Below are 20292 nucleotides of genomic sequence, written 5' to 3' on the forward strand. Positions count from 1 at the left end.
TCTATAAGTTCCTCCTACATCGACATCAAAAGATCATCCAGTTCACGTTGAACTTCATTTCTGCTTGGAATTGCACCAATCATGGGATTTTCTACGACTTGGCCAGATTCCATCACATCACGGGCCGTAATGCTCTGAACCCATTTACTCCGATATAACCGGCATTTCAGATTCATCGAACAATTTTCTTGTTCATACTGATTTTTCTCAGTCAAAATCCGGGACTCATCTAATTCAAAAATCAGAAATTTTGCATTTCCCTGACCCCGGCAGATACCACGGCACTGGTAGCGGTAATTCATTTTCCAGTTCAACATTTGAAAGACAAGCCCAGAAAATGCTCTGGCTGAAAAAACACTATGAACGTCATTGTCATCTCCCCAGTGCATCGCCGTTGAAAAGCCGTGATTGCCCTTTCGCAAAATCACGACCTGCAGAATCGGATGATAGAGCAGTTCCACATACTCGCAGTCGTCCAACCGGCTATGGCAGGCCTTGCTGAAACGGATTCCATTTTTAGAAATCGTCATAACCGGGCTACTCTGGTTGATAAAGCAAGTACCTGAAACCGTCAGATATTCAGATTGACGTGCCTTTCCCAGTGTTGCCCCAGCCCTCATCTCTGCTATATCGTTCAGTTTCATCACCTCTTCCGGCAGATAGGTGCTCAGGCAAAGGCTGCGGATACTTTCAGCATTGATGCCGCTCCAGTTCGGATGGATGCCCACAAAGCCTTTCAATGCTCCCTGCCGGATTACCACAATATCCTGCACCCCGCACTTTTTGCTGCTGGATGCCACAAGATGTGCAGCTCGTGCGATTTCTGGGGAAACAATCGCTTCGTGATGTTCCGGGACATAGGCAGAGCAGCGATTGCCGTTATTCTTCGTGACCTTGCCCAGTTTGTAATCTACCACAATGCTCTTCCTAGCTTCCAGATCACCCCAGCGGCGTTCATTTTTCATGATGTTTGCCACCATCATGCCGTTCCACTCCTGCCTACCGCGCAGGGTGCTGCGCTTTTTCTGTGTCAGCACTGCCGCAATCTGATCGTAGTTATAGCCCTGGATAAACGCCAGAAAGATAAACCGCACCGTCTTTGCTTCTTCCGGCTCGATCACCAACTGACCATCCTTAGTATGCCGATACCCCATCAGGTCAGCCACCGGGTACTGACCTGTCATAATGCGCTGATCATACGAAAGGATCATCCGGCGGCTCTTGTTGCCCGATTCCCAATCTGCCAGAAGTGCTTGAATGTCCAAACTATATTGGCTGCTTGGATTCAGCGTGTAGATGTTTTCCGTTTCAAAGTACACACCGATGGGATGCGCCGGGTGCATGGTTTTCAGGGCTGCAATCTGCGTCATACAATCCGAAAAATTTCGGGCGAAGCGTGAAATACTGGCACAGATAATCAAATCCATCTTCTGGTCTTTGGCATCTCGCATCATTCGCTTAAAAGCATCCCGTTTCCGCAGCGATGTGCCGGATTTCCCCTCATCGCTGTAAATATCCTGCAGGTTCCAGTTTTCCGTTTCTGCAATCTTTTTGGTGTAATAAAGGGTCTGATTCTCGATGGAAGAAATCTGTTCTTCACTAGATGTGCTGACACGGGCATAAACGGCTACACGCTTCAGGTCGCTGTCGTAAATCGACGGTGTCGGTTTCGCCGGACGAAAGTAGTCTTTTGCCGTTTTCTGGCCCTGTTCTGCCTGCTTATGGATTCTGTCCCGAATTTCAGCTTTTCTCTTTTCGGACTCCAAATGCCTACTCTGCCAGTCTGCTCCACACGGCAGCATGTCCACATCTTCTGCTGGGATATGTTCTACGTTCATTTTTCTTCAGCCTTTGTCATTTCATCTTCCAGTCGAATTCTCCACTCAAGATAATCTTTCCTTCGGATCGATGTATATTTTTCAGCCAAATCTTTCAGGCTCTGCCGCTGGTTATCAAAGTCAAGAATGGTGTCGATTCTCTGGTCATCATCGTCTGTAACAATGTCCACTCGCATCGGCAAGTCAAACAGATATTTCAACAGAAAACAGAAATCACAGGTATTTGCTGCAATATAGGCCCTTGTCTGCGAGAAAATCAGATTTATGGAACCATTTTTGCAATCTTTGAGCAGATGCACCATTTCCGGGCGTTTATAAATTTCCTTATTCCCTGTGATGTCAATATAGACACCAACCAGCCTTTTATCCGCATCATCCCTGAACTTTTCAGCATAGTAGGAACTGTGATAGGCCACTGCTGCATCCTTAGAGCGTTCCCACAGTTTTGCAAGTTTCACATAGCCGCCAACCTTATACTTGCGATCCATTCATAGCACCTTCTTCCAGCTGAACGCTCCAATACCATTTCCGCTTTTTCTGATAGCAGTGGATTCCCATTTCTGTTTTTACCATCCGTGCAACTCGTTTGCTGACCCCCTCATTGTCCAGACGGCAATAAATTTCATTCGCGCTCATATCACCTTTTTCAAGAAAATGCTTGATCCAGTAGGCAGCTTTCTGTTGCTCTGTATCAAATTTAGGTTCGGCGTCCGGCTGTTGTTTTTCAAAAAGCTGTGGCCTGCATTCCAGCCATCGAAAGCCCTTGTCGGCAGAAATGGAAAAGCGGATGTCTTCTGCCGTAGGCGCAAGACTGTTTTTGATTTGATGTACGATTCTTATATCAGGATTCTCGGTATCTCGCTCCACCTGCAGGACGCTTCGTGCTGCTGCCACAACATCAATACTGCCAAGGCTGCGGTACAGCCCTTTGGAACCTTCTTTTTTGTTGAGGTGTCCAATCAAAACAATAGCGCAGTCGTAACCAGCAGCCCACATTCCAAGGCGGCGCATGAGTTTCCGCGCTCTGCCTGCAATTTGCAAATCCGAATCGCTGCCAAGATAAGCCTGAATCGGATCGATCACGACCAATCGAGGCCGAAATTCAATGATTGCCTGACGGATGCGCTCATCGTCCAATGTAAGGCCGTTATAAACTTCTTCGTTGATGAAAGCAATCTTCCTGCAGTCTGCTCCGCAGCGTTCCAAGCGGGGCTTAATCGTGTCTGAAACACCATCCTCTGAGCACTGATAAATCACTTTTTGCGGCGTACCAACTTTGCATCCGTCCGGGGTCTTACCTCCTGTTGAAAGTTCCGCAATCAGATTCATCATCATGGTAGATTTTCCATCGCCGGGATCACCCTGCAGAAGTGTGATTTTCCCGATTGCAATAAAGGGATACCACAGCCACCGTACATCCGTTGACTGAACTTCGCTATACAGTGTCAGCAGCCGTTCCATTTCGTTTTCCCCACTTTATTTTCGCAGCTTGATTTCATGCTTCTATTATACTCTTATCAGATGATTTTTTTCTGTGAAGTGGCACTTCACATGTGCAGCAAATTGTGATGTAACACTTCACAAAATTGCCTCAGAACACACGACCGCTAGGGGTGGCCCCGCCAAATTCTGAGCCACATTTTCATCATTTTCTCTATACAAATGAAAGTATATCCGTTAACTGAACCCCGCTGTACAGCGTCAGTAACTTTTTCACTTCGTTCTCACTCACATTATCGTGCTGTTCAATTTTATGGTTTTATTATACACCTGTCAGATAATTTTTCTGTGACCCAGCAGGTCACTTGTTCCTTAAAATGTGACCTACTGGGTCACATTTTGGCCTCAGAAGCCATCTCTGCTAGAGGGGAAAAACGAAAATTCTGACTTCTATGTTGGCTGCTCTTTTCGTTCTTCTTGATTCGTTTTTTCATAGGCCAGATAATAAAAGTACTCTTATGCGGGCATTCGAAAGGAAGATTTACTTATGTCCGTCAATTATGTTGCTTTGGGAAAACGTATTGGTTATTTCAGAATGCAGTGTGGCAATATCACCCAGGAAGGCTTAGCCTCTAAAATCAATCGCAGTCGTGAATTTCTGGCCAAAATTGAAAAAGGCACAGAACACCCCAGCGTTGCCACTCTGGTCGATATTGCCGACGCCCTCTGCATTTCCGTTGATGATTTGTTGATAGACAGTCTTCACTATTCCGTTTCAACTTCCAACACCGAATTGCATCGTCTGTTATTGGACTGCAACGAAACTGAACAGGAAATCATTATCCACACGGCGAGTGAGTTAAAGGCCACTCTTGTCAGCCTTGGAATTTAACATCCATCCGTATTAAAATCACAAAATAAAAAGGCCCGCATAAGTCGCAGACGCACCCTCGAATCATCTTGGGTGCTGTCTGTGGTTTATGCGAGCCTCTCTTATAATTCTTTTTCTGTATTTTAACTCATTTTAAGTTATAATACAGAATTCAAGTTAAGATTTGTTGTGAATCACTTTTTCTTTACCATGCAGCGCTTTTTAAAGAACGAAATACCGTAGCAAAGAATCTGATCGTAATCATCCTCATACTCCTTTGCATACATCCGATCATCAATTTGCTGCAAGGCTATATCGCATTCACTTTCCAGATTTTCCAAACCCTTCGTGTACTTTGCTTCAAAGATTGCAACGCGGGCATTGATGGAATCGTAAACGACCACATCACTTCGGCCTTCTCCATGCTCCTTATTGGAATCCACCATATATCCGGCACCTGTGAAGATGCCCGCAAGGAAAGCATGATAGAAGTCTTCCCGGTAGTCATGGTAGCTAATGGTGCGCCGGAGCAGAGCATTCATTTCCTTGGTAATGCCCTCGCTATCACCGTTCCAGACTGCATCGAACAAAGCATTTCGATTCCACTTCTTCGTACTGTCATCGAACCATTTGATGACTGTTGTTTCAAAAATCTCTTTGATTTCTGCGTTCGGAATCATAAGGGCAACCATGCCATCCGGCAACTCACCCTTATAATCTTCTTCACGCGCCTTGGTTAAGTACCCTGTCAGGTACAGCGTACTCCAAAGATTGTCTTCTGAGGAATGTAGATAATCATAGGTCAGGTTTTCATCCACACGCTGAACGATGCAGCCACCAGCCATCAGCGTTTCAAGTTTATTTGTGATGGTACTGCCTGCATAGTCAATAAAGGAACGGATGATGGCATTATCGCTGGTGTTTTTCCAGTAGCTGATAGGCTTAGCTTTCGGATTGCGCTGCAGTTCCAGCAAATAATTCATTACATCCCACGGGCAGTAAACATCAAAGGCTCCGAAATGGTATCCATCATACCATTTCTTGATGCTCTCAGCCTGCGTTGTCAAGTCAGCATCCTTTAGCAACAGGTCAACCTCACTCTGTACAAATCCGAAATACTCGTTCAGACGAGAATTTGTGATAGTATCCGATACAAAATTATTTGTTCCCGTAAAAATGCTTTCTTTCGCAATCTTTAAGCAGCCCGTAACAACTGCAAACTGAAGTGCTTGATTGTCTTTTAGAGCCTGCATCAAGCCTTTCATAACATCGAGCATTTCATTATAATAACCGTTGTTATTCGCTTTTGCTACAGGGACATCATACTCGTCTATAAGAAGAATTACAGGCTTTGCATAATAGCTCTGCATCATCGTTGTCAAAAGCATAAGGCTGTTCTTAACTTCTTTTATAGAACCATTGCCATGTGCAAGATGCTCAAACGCTGTTTTTTGGAATTCTGTAACACTTTTACTATCAAGCAAATAAAGATGTTTGTTGTACAAATCCGCTATCACCATTGTGAGCATATCGTATGCCCCAGTAAAATCCAGACCGTCTACCTGTCGGAATGAAACAAAGACTGTCGGATACTGGTTCATCCACTCATCACATAATACCTGATGCTCTGCAATTTCCAGCCCATCAAACAGTTCTTTGCTGTCTTTACGGATGTCAAAGAAGCTTTCTAACATACTCATGCCAAGCGTCTTACCGAAACGCCGTGGTCGAGTGATAAGTGTCACTTCTGCTTTTTCGTCCAAAATTTCCGCAATCAGGCCAGATTTGTCAATATAATAAAACCCACCGTTCCGAATCTTCTCAAAGTCCGAAATACCAACTGGGATGTTCAATTTTTTCATCTCTGCTGCTCCTTTCGCGTAGCCACACACAGACTTTTTATTGCTTCTATGATACCATGAATCTCATGTTCTTACAAGAAAAACTCTGCTTACTGCATTGATTCTGGCTACGACTCATTCGGCATAGTCTGCCAACACATTTTCAAATGTAAAATGAATTTTCACATGTTCATCGTTGAAAACCTCGATGCGGTCAATAAAAGTTTCTACCACATTCTGTGATAGGTACATCACATCGCCTGCTTCTTCTACAGTACTCATGACAGTCTGCAAATGATCGGTGTCCCTCTTCACAGGCTGGAAAGCTTGATTTTTCTCGGTACGCAGCCTTTGAATCTGCTCCATCTTTTCATCTTCCTGCACTCTGTAGGCATCTCTCTGCCGGATGAACTCTTCCTTACTCATATTCCCGTCGGCGTATTGCTCATACAGTGCAACGCGCTGTTTTACAATCTCTGCCTTTTCTGCACTCAGCTTTTCTTCCTGCCGTTCCAGTGCGGAAAAGCAAATCAACGCCTTGCGTTCCCGCTCGTGCAGGATTTCCAGTACATACTCTGCCTGCTTTATCTGCGCTGTCAGCGCGTTTCGGATAATCTCTTCCAGTACTTTCTCAGAGATTGGGATTCGCTTGCAGGGACTGTCCGCCGCTGTGGCTGAAAATCTGCAGTTAAACGAGGGGCCAAGCTTCTTGAGTACACGATATTTCATCAGCTTCTGGCAGTAGCCGCAATAGACCTTGCCTTTCAAGGGATACTGGTGTTTTGTGTAGTTCCCGGCCTGATGCTTCCCATGCTGCAGCATAATAACCTTTTGTGCTTGTTCAAATTCCTCCGGGGTCACAATGGCGGCATGACTGTCCTCAATTCGTACCTGCTGTTCCAAGGGAGCGCGCAGGACCCGATGCTTACAGGGAACCGGCATAATAAATTTCGCGCCCACATAGGTTCCCTTATACTTCTCATTTTTCAGAACATGGTAAACCGTTCCACTTGTCCAATGGCTGCGCTGCAGATCCCATGCTTTCTGCTCGCTGTACACATGGCTTTCCGCCACATGATACGCTGCCGGAGTTGGAATCTGCTTTTCATTCAGGATTTTTGCGATGGTGCCTGTTCTGTTGCCCTGCAATGCCAGTTCAAAGATCAACCGCACATATCGACTGGCTACCGGGTCGAGGATCAGCTTATGGCAATCGCTCGGGTCCGGCAGGAATCCAAACGGGCGGTATCCTCCGAGATACATTCCTTTTTTCTGCATCACATGGTCTGCTGCTGCGATTTTAGCGGAGAGGTCCCGGCTGTAGGATGCGTTGATGATGTTCTTAATGGCTACTTCCAGTCCACATACATCGTTTCTGATCTGCATTCCACTGTCGTAACCATCGTTGACGGAGATGAAGCGAACGCCCAGCAACGGGAAGATTCGCTCCATATAATCGCCTGCTTCGATATAGTCACGGGCGAACCGGGAAAAGTCCTTTACGATAATTGTTTTCACCTTTCCGTCCTGTGCATCTTGAATTAGCCGCTGAAACGCAGGACGGCTTGTAGATGTGCCGGAGTAGCCATCGTCCACATACTCCTGACGCGGCTCTGTTGCCAGTTCGGGGCGGGCCATGATGTACCCCTCTACCAGTCCGCGCTGGCCCTGAATGCTGTTGCTCTCGGTCTTATCTGTTCCCACATCCTCGTCCGCAAGAGAGAGCCGGTAATAGGTTCCGATCATCTGCTGCTCACCGCCTTTCAAACGTATAGATCAATTCTGCCTTTACAATCTCCGCAGCACGATTTTCCAGATTATTCATACGGCGTACCCATTCCATCTGGTTCTCTTCTTTCAGTTTTTCCGATACGTGCTCCCGCCGGCTCAGCTGCTCGATCAAAACCTCATATCGTTCCACTGCCTGCTCTTCCACATTTGCTAAAACAGTATCCAGTTTTCCGCTCAGCAGCAAGCTCTGGTAATAGGCTGGTTTTCGCAGTTTCAGGTACGCCTTGTGTAGCATCCCCCAGCGGCCAATCGGACGGGTCCGTGGCAGTTTCAAGGCTGGCAGATAATAATCACCCACCAAAGCATATTCCATTCCTGTCCGGGCATCATAGATTTTCTCTTTCATTGTCTGTTCTCCTTTTTCATTAGAACACAAATTCCGTATAAGTTATTTTCCTGCGGTCCACTTCAATTTTCTTTACATACTGCAGCAGATTATCTACCGTCAAAAGGACTTCGGTGTTTCCTGCGATCTGCTTTTTTTGCTGCAATTCTTCTTGAACAACGGCCAGATCTTTCTCTCTTTCAGATTTTGTCTGCTTCAGTAATACGATTTCATTTTCTACACCTTGCTTCAGTTCCAGAAATTTCTCCTTTGAAAGTTTTCCGAGAACATACTGCTCATAGCCGCTGCGCTTCTGTGATTCCAGTCGAACGATATTGCCTGACGCCTGTTCAATTTCACGTTTTGTAGCTATTTCTTTTGATTGGAGTTTGCTTTTTCCAGAGCTTTTCCGTACCAGCTTCTGCAAATCACGGTGTTCTTCCATCCGCTGGTGCAACTCCTTGTTAATGCCGTTCCAGAGGTCTTTCTCTGAAATTGAAACATGGCAAGATGCACAGTAAAAATACAGCGTACCATCACTTTGCCAATGACAAACCAATTTTTCTCCACACTTTTTGCAAAAGATTCTGCCTTTGAAGATGTTCGGATTGTTCTTTCTGCGCTGTTTGCACCATGTTTTCCGTTCCTCCCTGACCGCTTGCTCAGCTTCCCGCAACGCGGAAACTTCATCAAACAGTTCCCAGCTGATAATCGCCGGGTGGCTGTCCGGCACCATCCGCCAGCCTTCCCGTGGATTCTGCCCGATTTTCCGATACGTTTCATCGTAGGCAATACGGTTGTAGACCATTGCTCCTGTGTAGATTGGATTTTCCAGCACCTTTGTCACGAAAACAGTCTTCCATGCTGGGTCCTTTACCCGCAAGGTGTTTTTCAGGTATCCCAGCTGACAGCGGCGTGTAAAAGGTGTCTGGGTTCCCTGCGCAGACAGCTTCTTTGCAATCTCGCGCTCTTTCATGCCGGATTTCTTCCAGAGGAAAATCTGAACTACCACATCGCTGACTTCCTCATCCAGAACCAAATGATTCTTTTGATCCTTTTTGTAGCCGAATGGAACCGGGGTATAGATTTCTCCCCGCGCTTCCTTAGAGCGAAAGCACGACTGGATCTTCTGGGACAGGTCTTTCGAGTACATCTCATTGATCATGCTCTTGATCGGCACCAGCATCCCATCCCGGCTCTGGCTGTTCAGGCTGTCATAATTATCATTGATGGCGATAAATCTTACGCCGAACAATGGAAACACCTGTTCCAGATACTGACCAGTTTCCACGAAATTGCGGCCCAGTCGGGAGAAGTCCTTTACCACGATGCAGTCGATTTTTCGTTCCTGCAGTGCTTTCAGCAGCCGTTCAAATTCCGGGCGGTCAAAATTTGTTCCCGTGCAGCGTTTGTCTGCAAACACATCCAGCAACATCAGGTCATCCCGATGGTCGATATACTCCTTGATGTAGGAAATCTGTACTTGCAGCGATTCCGTATCCCGAAGTACATCATCAAAATCGGACAGTCGTGCGTAAATTGCGGTTTTCCAGATACGGTGCGGTGCGTTTTCCGCTTCCCTCTGCGCCGCACTTACTTTCTTGCTTACTCTTGCCATAAGTCACAGCCTCCTTTTAAGCAGACACTTCACGCTGCCCCATCTGCTTTTGATGCAGTTCTTCCAGCAGGTCCGCAATTTCATCCTGGAATCGGAACGTAATTTCCACCCGATTGCCCTCATAGACTTCGATTTTCTCAATCAGTTCCACGACCATCGGACGGGTGATTTCTTCCAATTTTCGATACTTACGGTACACATCCAGAAACGGATAAGCGTTTGGAGCAGTCTGTAAATTTCGCTGTTCCGCTTCCAATTCTGTGATTTTGCGGTCATACTCTTCAATCCGCTTGCTGTACAGTTCGTTATAATTCAAAAAATCCTCCCGTGTGAGGATTTCGTCTGCATAATCCCCATACAATTTTTCCTTAATGCCCTGTGTATGGGCCTTTTCTGCAGTCAGCTGCCGAATCTGCCGTTCAATGTGCCGCACAAGATATGGTTCCTGCTGGGCCTGCCGGATGCTTTCCACAAACTCGGCTTCTTCCATTACGATTTGAATCTGCATCTGAAGCGCGTTCCGCACGATGTTATAGAGTTTTTCATCCCGCAGATTATGGCTCGTGCAGTTGCCCTTGTTCTGTTTGCTGCCGGAGCACTGGTAGTAAATGTACTTTTTTCCTTTATAGCTGGCCGACCTGCGAACCAGCCGACTGCCGCAGTCCCCACAGTAGAGAAAGCCTGCAAACAGGGCCACCGTTTCGGCATCGTTCGGCCTGCGAGTTTCGGTTTCCAGAAATGCTGATAATATGTGACTTTATATAAAACTGACTCCTCCTTCGACCACTCACCCGTAAATTCGATTCATTTCATTTTGCTTCCACTCCCAGCAAGAATGCGCATAGCGTTTTAGCGTGATATCAGGATTCGAGTGACCCATCAACTCACTCAGCGTTTTCACATTGCAGCCAGCTTGCAGACAGGTCGTTGCAAATGTATGCCGCAGCGCATGTGGACGGACAACAGGAACTTGAGCCTGCTTTAAATATCCTTGTAAGCTCTTGTAATAGCAGCGCGGTTCAACTGGCCTAAGGTCAGTGTCAGATAGAAACCAAACTTCTTTACTCTGTCCGACATATTCTTCTTTTAGTAGGCTGAGGATCCCCGTTGGGATAGGGATATCGCGTTCGGAACTTTGCGTTTTGGGAGATTGCGTTACCAAGGTGGTTTTTCCGGGTGCCATATAAATTCTCTTAACCGTGCGCCGAACAGAGAGAACACCGTTTTGCAAGTCGAAATCACCCCATTGCAGCCCGCACACTTCTCCGATACGCAGACCCATCTGCATCATCAGCAGCATACCAAGCCTTCTGGGTGTTGGCGAAGAGCGAACGAAAGCACAAACAGATTTTTGTTCCACAGTATTTAGAACCGAAGCGTTGGATGGATTCACAGCTGGAAGTTTGAGATCAATTTCAATGGGATGCATAATATGTAAATGTACCGCATAGCGGCAAATTCTCCGAACAAGCGTCAGGCACTCCTTGCCCATTGCGTTGCCTAGTGTCTTATGGTTTTGGTCTGCAGGAGCGATAATTTCCAGAAGGCTGCTTTCTAGAATGCTTTCATTCAAAGCTTGAACACGATATGGACCAAGCACAGGCAAAATGTAGTGTTGGAGTGTGTAGTGATAGTGTGCTGCTGTAGAAGATTTGACACCTAAAAAAATGGAGCTTTCCCAGGTTAGAGAAAGCTCTGAAAAAGTTGGATTTTCGACATTTAGTGCAAATTGTTGCACCTCCATTTTTTTGATGGTGAGTTTTTCCTTTACTTCATTGTAAGAATGCCCATAAATGTACCCCCAGATTGCGGTCCGATCAGAGTTTCGTCCCTTAATATAGCGACCCTCCCAACGACCATCTTTCCTCTTTCTGATGTTTTCTCCGTGCTTTGACATAATGCTCCTCCTTGTTCGATTTGTAATGATGTAACATTACTTTTATATGTTTCAGCTATTCTATAGGAAAAAGTGTGCCCAATATGGTGAAAGTGACAAAAATGTGTTCGGGTACGGTTTGATATAACTCGTTCTGTTGAAATGTGTCGCATTGTGTGGTACTATATCTATACATATTATATATGGGCTTCTGTGGAAATAGGTATCATCCATTCTCAAAATGGATGATACTTTTTAGAGGCTTGAATTGTCCTTCAAGTATCTCATTTGTTGAAGTATCAGAAAGAGGAATTGTGAAGGTTATCAGCGGTGCTTGCTATACACATGTGGCACTCTGTAAAAACGAATGAAAAATGCTTAAAGAACAATTTGAGCCCACGGGTTAGTTGCTGTTGAGCAGTGAGCCGTGGGCTTGTTTCAGTTCATACAAATGTCTACCCAACAAACCATATTGGCGTAGCAACATCGAAAAAAACCGTTTTGCACACTAATTGCGTTGCAGAAACTGGTTAAAATTCACAGCTGTATGAACTGCAAATATCAGATATTTATACAAAACGCTGAACTTTTGACCCCTGTGGCACAAAATTGGCACAACTTTTTCAGATGCTATGAGGAAATGGCGAAAAACAGGAGAAAACAACAAAAATCCATGAGTTTATCATTAACGTCTGAAACTGCTGTTGAGTAAACTATCTGACCCGCTAATGACACCTACATCATAACGGTTTGTTGAGTCATGAAAATTAGAGAAAAACAGATGATTTCTACTTCATAAAACAGCTGTTGAGTAGAGCTTGTATGGTGATGATAAATACATGTTTTGTGCGGTGAGAGAGAATGATTTGTTCATAACGAACAATGAGTGGTGAGAATTGAATGATATGTACAGTTTTAACAAAACTCATGCGCCGATAGGGTTCGCCTCAACAATCTAACACTTAGAAAAAATGTCATTGTAGGGTATATGGGGTTCGACTGTATAAATCAACACTTCGGCTATAGAGAAATAGAGACGAGTGTACTCAACGGATGTTTTATGGAGTAGAAAACAAGGAAAATATGATTGCTGGGGTAATTGGATACGACAGCATAAGAAAACACTTAGCCGATTGTGTGGTTATCACACAGCGGAAATTAGAGAGAAAGACCATCAATATGAATGTGTACATAGAAAATTAGAGGATATGCCCGATGAGGGCCGGAGGAGTAAATAACATGAAGAAGTACAAAATCGCTGTTGCGGGCACTGGGGCTAGAGATATAATACGCGGCTGTCATAATAGGGACAAGGGTACGGCAGAGAATGAAAGGCTCCGCAACCCGAAGTTCATATTTTCTTACCCGAAGAATGAACGACTGATCTTTTTGGGTGGCAGAAATGCCGCACAGGAAGAAATCTCGACCATGAGGGTGGGATGACAGCCAGCGGACAGGCAAGCGAGCCTATCCGCTCTTTGTGTTGGCCGAGATATTGATGAAGAAATTGAGTGGGATTGTGGGAAAGATTTATGAGTAAAAAACTTGCGATTGCAATGTTCGGACAGAAGCGATTATCGAGAGAAGGCGGAGTAGAAATCGTTGTCAAAGAGCTCTGCACCCGAATGGCACAGAATGGCTGTGACGTGACCTGCTACAACAGAGCAGGTCATCACGTGAGCGGTGCAGAGTATGACGATGCTGGTAAAACGGAGTACGAGGGAATCCGTCAGAAGGCTGTTCCGACCATTGAACGGCGCGGACTTGCAGCTGTAAGTTCATCGTTCTTTGCCGCACTTTACAGTGCATTTGGAAAATACGATGTGGTACACATCCATGCCGAAGGGCCGGCGTTCTTTGCATGGCTGCCGAAGATGTTTGGGAAAAGAGTTGTTGTTACCGTCCATGGCATTGATTGGCAGCGCGAGAAATGGCAATCAGGACTTGGTTCTAAGTTTATCCACCAAGGCGAAAAAAATGCTGCGAAATATGCAGACGAGGTCATTGTTCTGAGCAAAGGAGTGCAGGACTATTTTAAGGAAACTTATGGAAGAGAAACACACTTTATCCCTAATGGCGTGAATAGGCCGCAGATTCGGGGAGCAAGTCTGATTACAGATAAGTTCGGGCTGAAAAAAGACTCATACATATTGTTCCTCGGTCGTCTGGTGCCAGAAAAGGGGATTCGATATCTGGTTGAGGCCTTCAAGAATGTCAAGACAGATAAAAAGCTGGTCATCGCAGGCGGTTCCAGCGATACGGATTCCTTTATGAAGGAATTGAAAGAACTGGCGAAGGGTGACGATCGGATTCTCTTTACCGGATTTGTGCAGGGAGCGATGCTGGATGAACTATACAGCAACGCTTACATCTACACGCTGCCGTCTGATCTGGAAGGAATGCCATTAAGTCTTCTGGAGGCAATGAGCTATGGCAATTGCTGTCTGGTTTCCGATATTCCAGAGTGCGCAGAGGTTGTGGAAGATAAGGCGTTAATCTTCCAAAAGACGAATGTAGAGGACTTGCAAGAAAAATTGCAAGATGCCTGTGACCATCCTGAAATGGTTATGAAAATGAAGAAGCAGGCAGCTGACTTTATCTGTGCAAAATACAACTGGGATGAAGTTGTAAAGAAAACGATGAAACTGTACAGGAGATAATAATAGATGAGAGTATTGATAATAAATAAATTTCTATATCCAAACGGTGGATCAGAAACCTACATATTTAAGCTGGGTGAGGCGCTAGAGCAGCACGGACATGAGGTTCAGTATTTCGGTATGGAGCATGAAGGCCGCTGCGTGGGCAACCGGGTCAATGCTTATACATCTGGTATGGACTTCCACGGCGGCAGCAAACTGAGCAAGCTGACCTACCCGATCAAGACGATTTACAGCAAGGAAGCAAGAGTACAGCTGCGGAAAGTGCTGGACGACTTCAAGCCGGATGTCTGTCACCTGAACAACTTCAACTACCAGCTGACACCTTCCATCATTCTGGAAATCGTGAAGTGGCGCAAGGAGACCGGAAGAGATTGTAAGATCATCTTCACGGCACATGACTACCAGTTGGTCTGCCCGAACCATCAATTAAAGAACCCTATCACACATGAGAACTGTGAGAAGTGCCTCGGCGGTCATTTCATGAATTGTGTAAAGGGAAAATGTGTTCACGATTCTACTGCAAAATCTATCGTTGGCATGATGGAGGCAGAGTTCTGGAAGTGGAACGGAGCATACAAGTACATTGACAAAATCATCTGTTGCTCGGAGTTCCTGAAAACTAAGATGGACACCAATCCGCTGTTTGCAACCAAGACGATTGCAATGCACAACTTCGTGGAGAAGGTAGAACCTAAAGACGTTGAGAAGAAAGACTACGTCCTCTATTTCGGCCGTTTCTCCGAGGAGAAGGGAATCAACACACTGGTTGAGACTTGCAACCTGTTGCCGGATATTCAGTTTATTTTTGCTGGTTCCGGCCCACTGGAAAACAAGGTCAATCAGCTGAAAAATGTTAAGAATGTAGGTTTCCAGACGGGTGGCGCACTGGACAAATTGATTCGAGAAGCAAAGTTCTCTATCTGTCCTTCGGAAGTCTATGAAAACTGTCCGTTCTCCGTTATGGAGAGTCAGCAGCGCGGCACGCCTGTCATCGGCGCAAATATTGGTGGTATTCCTGAGTTGATCACAGATGGTGTGGATGGACGGTTGTTCACAAGCCGAGATTCCAAGCAGCTGGCCTCGATTATCAGGGAACTTTGGAACAATCCGGAAGAGACGGATAACTATGCAAAGGCGTGTCTGAACCTTGAACGAGACGACCTTGAGGCTTACTGCGACAAACTCGTCCCGATTTATCTGGGGGGGGGTAACCCTTTGTAAGTATCAGCAAATGGACTATGCGCTGTACTTTGGCCGCTTCTCCGAGGAGAAAGGCATTGGCACACTCATCAAGGTCTGCAAGGAGTTGCCGGATGTGCAGTTCATCTTTGCCGGTACTGGACCGCTGGAAGATACCATCAATGGTGTAAGCAACATCAAGAATGTAGAATTCCAGAGGGGTGAGGCACTGGAAAAACTCATCCGTGAGGCACGGTTCTCTATCTATCCGTCTGAGTGGTATGAGAACTGTCCGTTCTCCGTGATGGAATCCCAAATGTACGGCACGCCGGTGCTAGGCTCTGAGATAGGTGGTATCCCGGAACTGATTCGGGTCGGTAAAACTGGTGAACTGTTTGAGAGCGGCAATGCCGAAGACCTGAAAAGGAAGGTCCAGAAGCTCTGGGGTGATAAGAAGCTGTGTGAGCAGTATAGCAAGAACTGCAAAGACATCAGCTTCGATACAATCGATGAGTATTACGAGAAAATTATGAAGGTTTATAGAGGTGAAGCATGATTTATGTTTTATATGATAAACCCAAGAAATTGGAAGATATGTCGTTTTTGACTGCGGCATTTGAAAAAGAGTACAAGGAAATTTATCCCGAGTGGCGCTGCACTTCTATCAAGCAAATGCTCTCAGTGTGCAGTACAACCGTAAAACGTACAAAATCAGGTGACACCATTGTATGCTGGTATGACTTTATGGGAGTGTTGTGTTGGTGGTTGAGTAAACTGACCAACAAGAAAATTAAAGTTATAGCAATCAATATTTTGTTGAAAGATAAAAATACAACGAAAAACAAGGTGGCAAAGTATCTTTATAAAAAGGCGTTGTGTTCAAATTCTTTTGCGGCAACAGTTACGACTGTGGAGTACGGCCGCTATATTAATGAGATTTTGAATACAAAAGTGAATTTTACGCTTTTGCATGATGTCTATCATCAAAATTATACTTTGAATAAGCGAGTAGAAACCAAGGTAAATACGGTTTTTTGTGGTGGTAGAAATGGCCGGGATTGGAAACTGCTATTTGAAGTTGCGAAAAAGCTTCCAAAGGTGACGTTTAATTGTGTTATGCCGAGTGCTCTGAAAGAACAGTTCTTAGGCGCTATGGGGGATAATGTCTGCGTTAAAACGGATATCCCGGAAAGCGAATTTATGGAGTTTTTGTGCGAGTCACAACTTATTGCCATGCCACTGGATACAGAAGCACCGGCAGGATTGACCGTCTATTTTCAGGCGGCTGCAAATAATAAAATGATTATAACATCCGATACGGTTACGACAGAAGGATATTTGTCAGATGGATGCGGAGCCTTATGTAAGAATACCGTAGAGGACTGGGTGGACAAAATTCAGTATTATCTTCTGCATACAAACGATGCAGATATCTGTGCAGCAAAGTTTAAGGATTTCCTTGAGAATGAGTGCTCTGAGGAAAAGTATACCGAAACACTGTGGGGGATGCTTGCGGAATGAAAGAAAGGTATGAAGGAGTAGATGGCTTGAAGGCGTATGCCATTATCGGCATTGCGCTGATGCACATCCTCACAAATGGAGAATATGGGATAGGAGGATTTGTGTTTGAGCAGCTTATTCCGTCTTTCACAAACCTCGTTTTCCTTTTTATGATGCTCAGTGGCTTTGGTATGTGCTGTGGCTATTACCAGAAATTCAAGGATCAGAAAATCAGTGTGGGAGAGTTCTACGCCAAAAGATACAGTAAAATTTGGCCGTACTTCGCATTGCTTTGTGCGCTGGACTTTGTAATGTCACCCAGTAAAAGTGCATTGTATGAGGTCTTTGCAAACCTGACACTTTGTCAGGGTCTTTTGCCGAATATGAACATATCGGTTATCGGTGTAAGTTGGACTTTGGCAGTGATTTTCGTATTTTATCTGTTGTTTCCGTTTTTTTGCTTCCTGCTGGAAAACAAGAAACGCGCGTGGTTGGCACTTGCCTGTGCTGTAATCTACAACTTCGTATGCAGCACATATTTCTTTGATGAAAGCCACATTGCAGATAGAGTGCTAGTGAATTTCAGTGCAAGGACAAACATTCTGTATTGTGCAGTTTATTTCATTGCTGGTGGACTGATCTTCCTCTATCGAAAGGAGTTGTCCGAGCTTGCATCGAAGTACAAAGTTATCGCCGGAGTATTTTTGCTGATTGCTACAGTTGTTTATTTTGCAATAGGTAGTTCTACACTTACAATGTTGTTCTTCTGCGTGGCCGCACTGGTTTATACCATCGGATGCAATCGGGGGGGGGTACTGGTCAATCCAGTCGCCAAGTTCCTTGGCGGTATCTGCTTCGAGATTTACCTGTGCCACATGGTAATTTATCGTGTGCTTGAAAAGTTACACCTTGTTCATCTGTTTGGAAATGGTCTGCTGGCATATATCTTCACAGCAGTTGCAGTTATTTGTGGCTCGGTTGTGTTCTCGGTGTGTGCCAAGTGGTTCTTAAATAAAATCGAAACATTCTTAAAAGAGAGAGTTAGGAGAGTTAATCATGTCTGAAGAAAAGAAGTTAAATGGTACGGTCATCGTCACTTATCGCTGCAATGCCCGTTGCTCTATGTGTAACCGTTATAAAGCACCTTCCAAACCGGAAGAGGAAATCAGCATCGAAACCATCAAGAAACTGCCGAAGATGTATTTTACGAACATCACCGGCGGTGAGCCGTTCATCCGCTCTGACCTGAAGGATATTGTGCGTGAACTGTATAAGAAATCTGACCGTATCGTTATTTCTACGAATGGTTTCTTTACGGATCGTATCGTTGATCTGTGCAAAGAGTTTCCGCAGATTGGTATTCGTATCTCTATCGAAGGTCTGGAGCAGACCAACAACGAGATCCGTGGCCTGCAGAACGGCTACCAGCGTGGATACGGTACGCTGAAGAAACTGCGTGAGATGGGCATGAAGGATGTCGGTTTTGGTATGACCGTCCAGGACAAGAATGCTCCTGACCTGGTTCCGCTGTACAAGATTTCCAACGAGATGGGTATGGAGTTCGCCACGGCTTCTCTGCATAACAGTTTCTACTTTGTTGAGGCAAAAAATATCATCCATGACCGTCCGATGGTCGCAAAGAATTTCGAGAATCTGGTCAACGAACTGCTCCGCAGCAACAGCCCGAAAAAATGGTTCCGTGCCTACTTTAACCACGGTCTGATCAACTACATTTACGGCCAGAAGCGTCTGCTGCCTTGCGACATGAGTTTTGATACCTTCTTCATCGACCCGTATGGCGATGTTATGCCTTGTAATGGTACCAAGGATAAAGAAGTCATGGGCAACCTGAATACCCAGAGCTGGGACGAACTGTGGAACAGTCCGCAGGCTGAGGAAGTCCGCAAGAAGGTTCGTTGCTGCGACCGTGACTGCTGGATGATTGGCTCTGTCAGCCCTGCTATGCATAAGTACATCTGGAAACCTGCTACCTGGGTTCTGGTTCACAAGTTCAAGGCTCTCTTCACCAAGCATCCGTATAGCATGTACGAACTGAAGATTTGCCGTGACTACCGTGATGGCAAGGTCACTAAGGAAGAACTGGACAAGTGCAGCACCTGCGATATGAATTGTGTGATCAACAACGGTCTGAGTGAGGCTTCCAAAGAACAGCTGAAGCATAAGACCGGCGAGGAAATCGTGGATGCTGATATCGCACAGCAGATGGAGACGAAGTAATGAGTGAAAAGACAGCGGCAAGAACAAGAGAAAAATGGGTCGATGATGTAAAAGTTATTGCCTGTATATTGGTTGTACTGGGCCATTTCTTCCAGAGCATGACGAAGTCAAATATTCTGCCTGAAAATGGTTTATACCAGTGGTTCAATACGACAATTTATTACTTCCATGTGCCGCTGTTCTTTATTTGTAGCGGATACTTGTATCAGAAGTACAGCAAGGTAAACAGTGTGGGTAGTTGGTGCAAGAATGTGGCAAAAAAAGCATTGGCACTCGGCGTACCCTATGCCACTTTTACGACTGCTACGTGGGTGCTGAAAAAGGTGTTCTCAAGTAGTGTTAACGACCAGATTGGTGGTCTCGGTGATACACTGTTCCTCCATCCGACTGCTCCATATTGGTATCTATACGCATTGTTTTTTATCTTTCTGGTCACGCCGACTTTTAGCGATGTGAAAGCAGCTGCAGTAGGATTGATAGTTGCGCTGGCTGCAAAAGTCTTGATTTTAACTGGGGGGGGGGGTACAGCATTTACGCTGTATCGACGGTTCTCTCAAACGAAATCTGGTTTGTGCTCGGTATGGGTATTTGCACGTTTAATGTGCAGATGAAGGGCAAAAGAGCACAAGGGACGATATTCGGGTTGCTGTTTATAATTCTGAGCATTGTGGTATATACGGCGGAAATTAGCGGCAGTATGATCTCTTTCATAATGGGATTATTGGCTTGTGTGGCGGTTATCCTGATGGTGGCTGATTTTGAGGAAATGTTCAGTAGGGGTATGGACTTTCTTGCAAAGTACACAATGCCGATTTTTCTGATGCATACACTGTTTGCCGCACCGCTGCGATCTGTTCTACTGAAGGTTGGCGTTACGAATGCTGTGGCACATGTGGTGCTGGGACTTGGAATTAGCTTTGCAGGTCCGATTATAGCTGCATGGATTATGAAGAAAACAAAGTGGATGGAGTTTTTCTTGTACCCGAATAAATTAATTAGAAAGGTATCTTAAGGATGAGACTTAAAGGTAAAGCCAAGGAAATCCTTGGATTGATGCGAGCAAAAATCTTTGGCATAACCGCTGGGCAGAGCGTTTATATTGGTAAGCATTG

General features: G+C 45.3%; 18 protein-coding genes and 1 pseudogene. 10 read left to right on the forward strand and 9 right to left on the reverse strand.

Annotation, left to right across the window (positions count from 1 at the left end):
* Positions 1–14: 14 nt before the first annotated feature.
* From OGM67_13765 to OGM67_13775, 3 genes are read right to left on the reverse strand one after another with little or no spacing between them, the layout of a single operon-like run.
* Complete coding sequence (locus OGM67_13765) at positions 15–1838, reverse strand: recombinase family protein (protein ID UYJ34606.1); 1824 nt, start codon at positions 1836–1838, stop codon at positions 15–17.
* Entirely contained in the window at positions 1835–2326 is a 492-nt protein-coding gene (locus OGM67_13770; GenBank protein ID UYJ34607.1) for a hypothetical protein, read from the reverse strand. Before OGM67_13770 ends, OGM67_13765 begins: the two co-directional genes overlap by 4 nt.
* The gene (locus OGM67_13775; protein UYJ34608.1) at positions 2310–3299 is read right to left on the reverse strand and encodes an AAA family ATPase; all 990 of its coding nucleotides are present in this window, start codon (positions 3297–3299) and stop codon (positions 2310–2312) included. Before OGM67_13775 ends, OGM67_13770 begins: the two co-directional genes overlap by 17 nt.
* 526 nt (positions 3300–3825) lie before the next feature.
* Between OGM67_13775 and OGM67_13780 the strand changes: the two genes are divergently transcribed.
* Positions 3826–4170, forward strand: a complete 345-nt coding sequence (locus tag OGM67_13780) for a helix-turn-helix domain-containing protein (GenBank protein ID UYJ34609.1) — start codon at positions 3826–3828, stop codon at positions 4168–4170.
* Positions 4171–4343: 173 nt separating this feature from the next.
* Here the strand turns inward: OGM67_13780 and OGM67_13785 are convergent, their stop codons facing one another.
* The 6 genes from OGM67_13785 to OGM67_13810 form a co-directional block, all read right to left on the reverse strand.
* Positions 4344–6011, reverse strand: a complete 1668-nt coding sequence (locus tag OGM67_13785; protein ID UYJ34610.1) for an ATP-binding protein — start codon at positions 6009–6011, stop codon at positions 4344–4346.
* Between the two features lie 114 nt (positions 6012–6125).
* A complete protein-coding gene (locus OGM67_13790) occupies positions 6126–7736 on the reverse strand; it encodes a recombinase family protein (GenBank protein ID UYJ34611.1) in 1611 nt (536 codons plus the stop codon).
* Between the two features lie 7 nt (positions 7737–7743).
* On the reverse strand, positions 7744–8127 hold the full coding sequence (locus OGM67_13795; GenBank protein ID UYJ34612.1) for a TnpV protein: 384 nt from the start codon (positions 8125–8127) through the stop codon (positions 7744–7746).
* Between the two features lie 19 nt (positions 8128–8146).
* A complete protein-coding gene (locus OGM67_13800) occupies positions 8147–9724 on the reverse strand; it encodes a recombinase family protein (GenBank protein ID UYJ34613.1) in 1578 nt (525 codons plus the stop codon).
* A 16-nt stretch (positions 9725–9740) separates the two neighbouring features.
* On the reverse strand, positions 9741–10421 hold the full coding sequence (locus OGM67_13805; protein UYJ34614.1) for a recombinase zinc beta ribbon domain-containing protein: 681 nt from the start codon (positions 10419–10421) through the stop codon (positions 9741–9743).
* A 90-nt stretch (positions 10422–10511) separates the two neighbouring features.
* Entirely contained in the window at positions 10512–11621 is a 1110-nt protein-coding gene (locus tag OGM67_13810; protein UYJ34615.1) for a site-specific integrase, read from the reverse strand.
* A gap of 1218 nt (positions 11622–12839) precedes the next feature.
* Here OGM67_13810 and OGM67_13815 point away from each other — a divergent pair.
* From OGM67_13815 to OGM67_13855, 9 genes and pseudogenes are all read left to right on the forward strand, one after another.
* Complete coding sequence (locus OGM67_13815; protein UYJ34616.1) at positions 12840–13043, forward strand: hypothetical protein; 204 nt, start codon at positions 12840–12842, stop codon at positions 13041–13043.
* 89 nt (positions 13044–13132) lie between these two features.
* The gene (locus OGM67_13820) at positions 13133–14260 is read left to right on the forward strand and encodes a glycosyltransferase family 4 protein (protein UYJ34617.1); all 1128 of its coding nucleotides are present in this window, start codon (positions 13133–13135) and stop codon (positions 14258–14260) included.
* 6 nt (positions 14261–14266) lie between these two features.
* The gene (locus tag OGM67_13825; protein UYJ34618.1) at positions 14267–15484 is read left to right on the forward strand and encodes a glycosyltransferase; all 1218 of its coding nucleotides are present in this window, start codon (positions 14267–14269) and stop codon (positions 15482–15484) included.
* Between the two features lie 4 nt (positions 15485–15488).
* Positions 15489–15998: pseudogene (locus tag OGM67_13830) on the forward strand (glycosyltransferase).
* On the forward strand, positions 15995–16963 hold the full coding sequence (locus OGM67_13835) for a glycosyltransferase (protein UYJ34619.1): 969 nt from the start codon (positions 15995–15997) through the stop codon (positions 16961–16963). Before OGM67_13830 ends, OGM67_13835 begins: the two are co-directional and overlap by 4 nt.
* On the forward strand, positions 16960–18006 hold the full coding sequence (locus tag OGM67_13840; GenBank protein UYJ34620.1) for an acyltransferase: 1047 nt from the start codon (positions 16960–16962) through the stop codon (positions 18004–18006). The genes OGM67_13835 and OGM67_13840 overlap by 4 nt, the downstream gene beginning before the upstream one ends.
* Positions 17999–19180, forward strand: a complete 1182-nt coding sequence (locus OGM67_13845; protein UYJ34621.1) for a radical SAM protein — start codon at positions 17999–18001, stop codon at positions 19178–19180. The genes OGM67_13840 and OGM67_13845 overlap by 8 nt, the downstream gene beginning before the upstream one ends.
* A complete protein-coding gene (locus OGM67_13850; protein UYJ34622.1) occupies positions 19180–19791 on the forward strand; it encodes an acyltransferase in 612 nt (203 codons plus the stop codon). Before OGM67_13845 ends, OGM67_13850 begins: the two co-directional genes overlap by 1 nt.
* Positions 19788–20192, forward strand: a complete 405-nt coding sequence (locus OGM67_13855) for a hypothetical protein (protein UYJ34623.1) — start codon at positions 19788–19790, stop codon at positions 20190–20192. Before OGM67_13850 ends, OGM67_13855 begins: the two co-directional genes overlap by 4 nt.
* Positions 20193–20292 lie beyond the last annotated feature (100 nt).

This window comes from Oscillospiraceae bacterium, from assembly GCA_025757985.1.
Classification (GTDB): Bacteria; Bacillota; Clostridia; order Oscillospirales; family Ruminococcaceae; genus Gemmiger.

Coding starts and splice junctions, on each gene's coding strand:
- OGM67_13765 (UYJ34606.1), bottom strand. CDS start 1,838: ATGAACGTAGAACATATCCCAGCAGAAGATGTGGACATGCTGCCGTGT.
- OGM67_13820 (UYJ34617.1), top strand. CDS start 13,133: ATGAGTAAAAAACTTGCGATTGCAATGTTCGGACAGAAGCGATTATCG.
- OGM67_13790 (UYJ34611.1), bottom strand. CDS start 7,736: ATGATCGGAACCTATTACCGGCTCTCTCTTGCGGACGAGGATGTGGGA.
- OGM67_13855 (UYJ34623.1), top strand. CDS start 19,788: ATGAAGGGCAAAAGAGCACAAGGGACGATATTCGGGTTGCTGTTTATA.
- OGM67_13775 (UYJ34608.1), bottom strand. CDS start 3,299: ATGGAACGGCTGCTGACACTGTATAGCGAAGTTCAGTCAACGGATGTA.
- OGM67_13825 (UYJ34618.1), top strand. CDS start 14,267: ATGAGAGTATTGATAATAAATAAATTTCTATATCCAAACGGTGGATCA.
- OGM67_13815 (UYJ34616.1), top strand. CDS start 12,840: ATGAAGAAGTACAAAATCGCTGTTGCGGGCACTGGGGCTAGAGATATA.
- OGM67_13770 (UYJ34607.1), bottom strand. CDS start 2,326: ATGGATCGCAAGTATAAGGTTGGCGGCTATGTGAAACTTGCAAAACTG.
- OGM67_13835 (UYJ34619.1), top strand. CDS start 15,995: ATGATTTATGTTTTATATGATAAACCCAAGAAATTGGAAGATATGTCG.
- OGM67_13800 (UYJ34613.1), bottom strand. CDS start 9,724: ATGGCAAGAGTAAGCAAGAAAGTAAGTGCGGCGCAGAGGGAAGCGGAA.
- OGM67_13810 (UYJ34615.1), bottom strand. CDS start 11,621: ATGTCAAAGCACGGAGAAAACATCAGAAAGAGGAAAGATGGTCGTTGG.
- OGM67_13785 (UYJ34610.1), bottom strand. CDS start 6,011: ATGAAAAAATTGAACATCCCAGTTGGTATTTCGGACTTTGAGAAGATT.
- OGM67_13850 (UYJ34622.1), top strand. CDS start 19,180: ATGAGTGAAAAGACAGCGGCAAGAACAAGAGAAAAATGGGTCGATGAT.
- OGM67_13845 (UYJ34621.1), top strand. CDS start 17,999: ATGTCTGAAGAAAAGAAGTTAAATGGTACGGTCATCGTCACTTATCGC.
- OGM67_13780 (UYJ34609.1), top strand. CDS start 3,826: ATGTCCGTCAATTATGTTGCTTTGGGAAAACGTATTGGTTATTTCAGA.
- OGM67_13840 (UYJ34620.1), top strand. CDS start 16,960: ATGAAAGAAAGGTATGAAGGAGTAGATGGCTTGAAGGCGTATGCCATT.
- OGM67_13795 (UYJ34612.1), bottom strand. CDS start 8,127: ATGAAAGAGAAAATCTATGATGCCCGGACAGGAATGGAATATGCTTTG.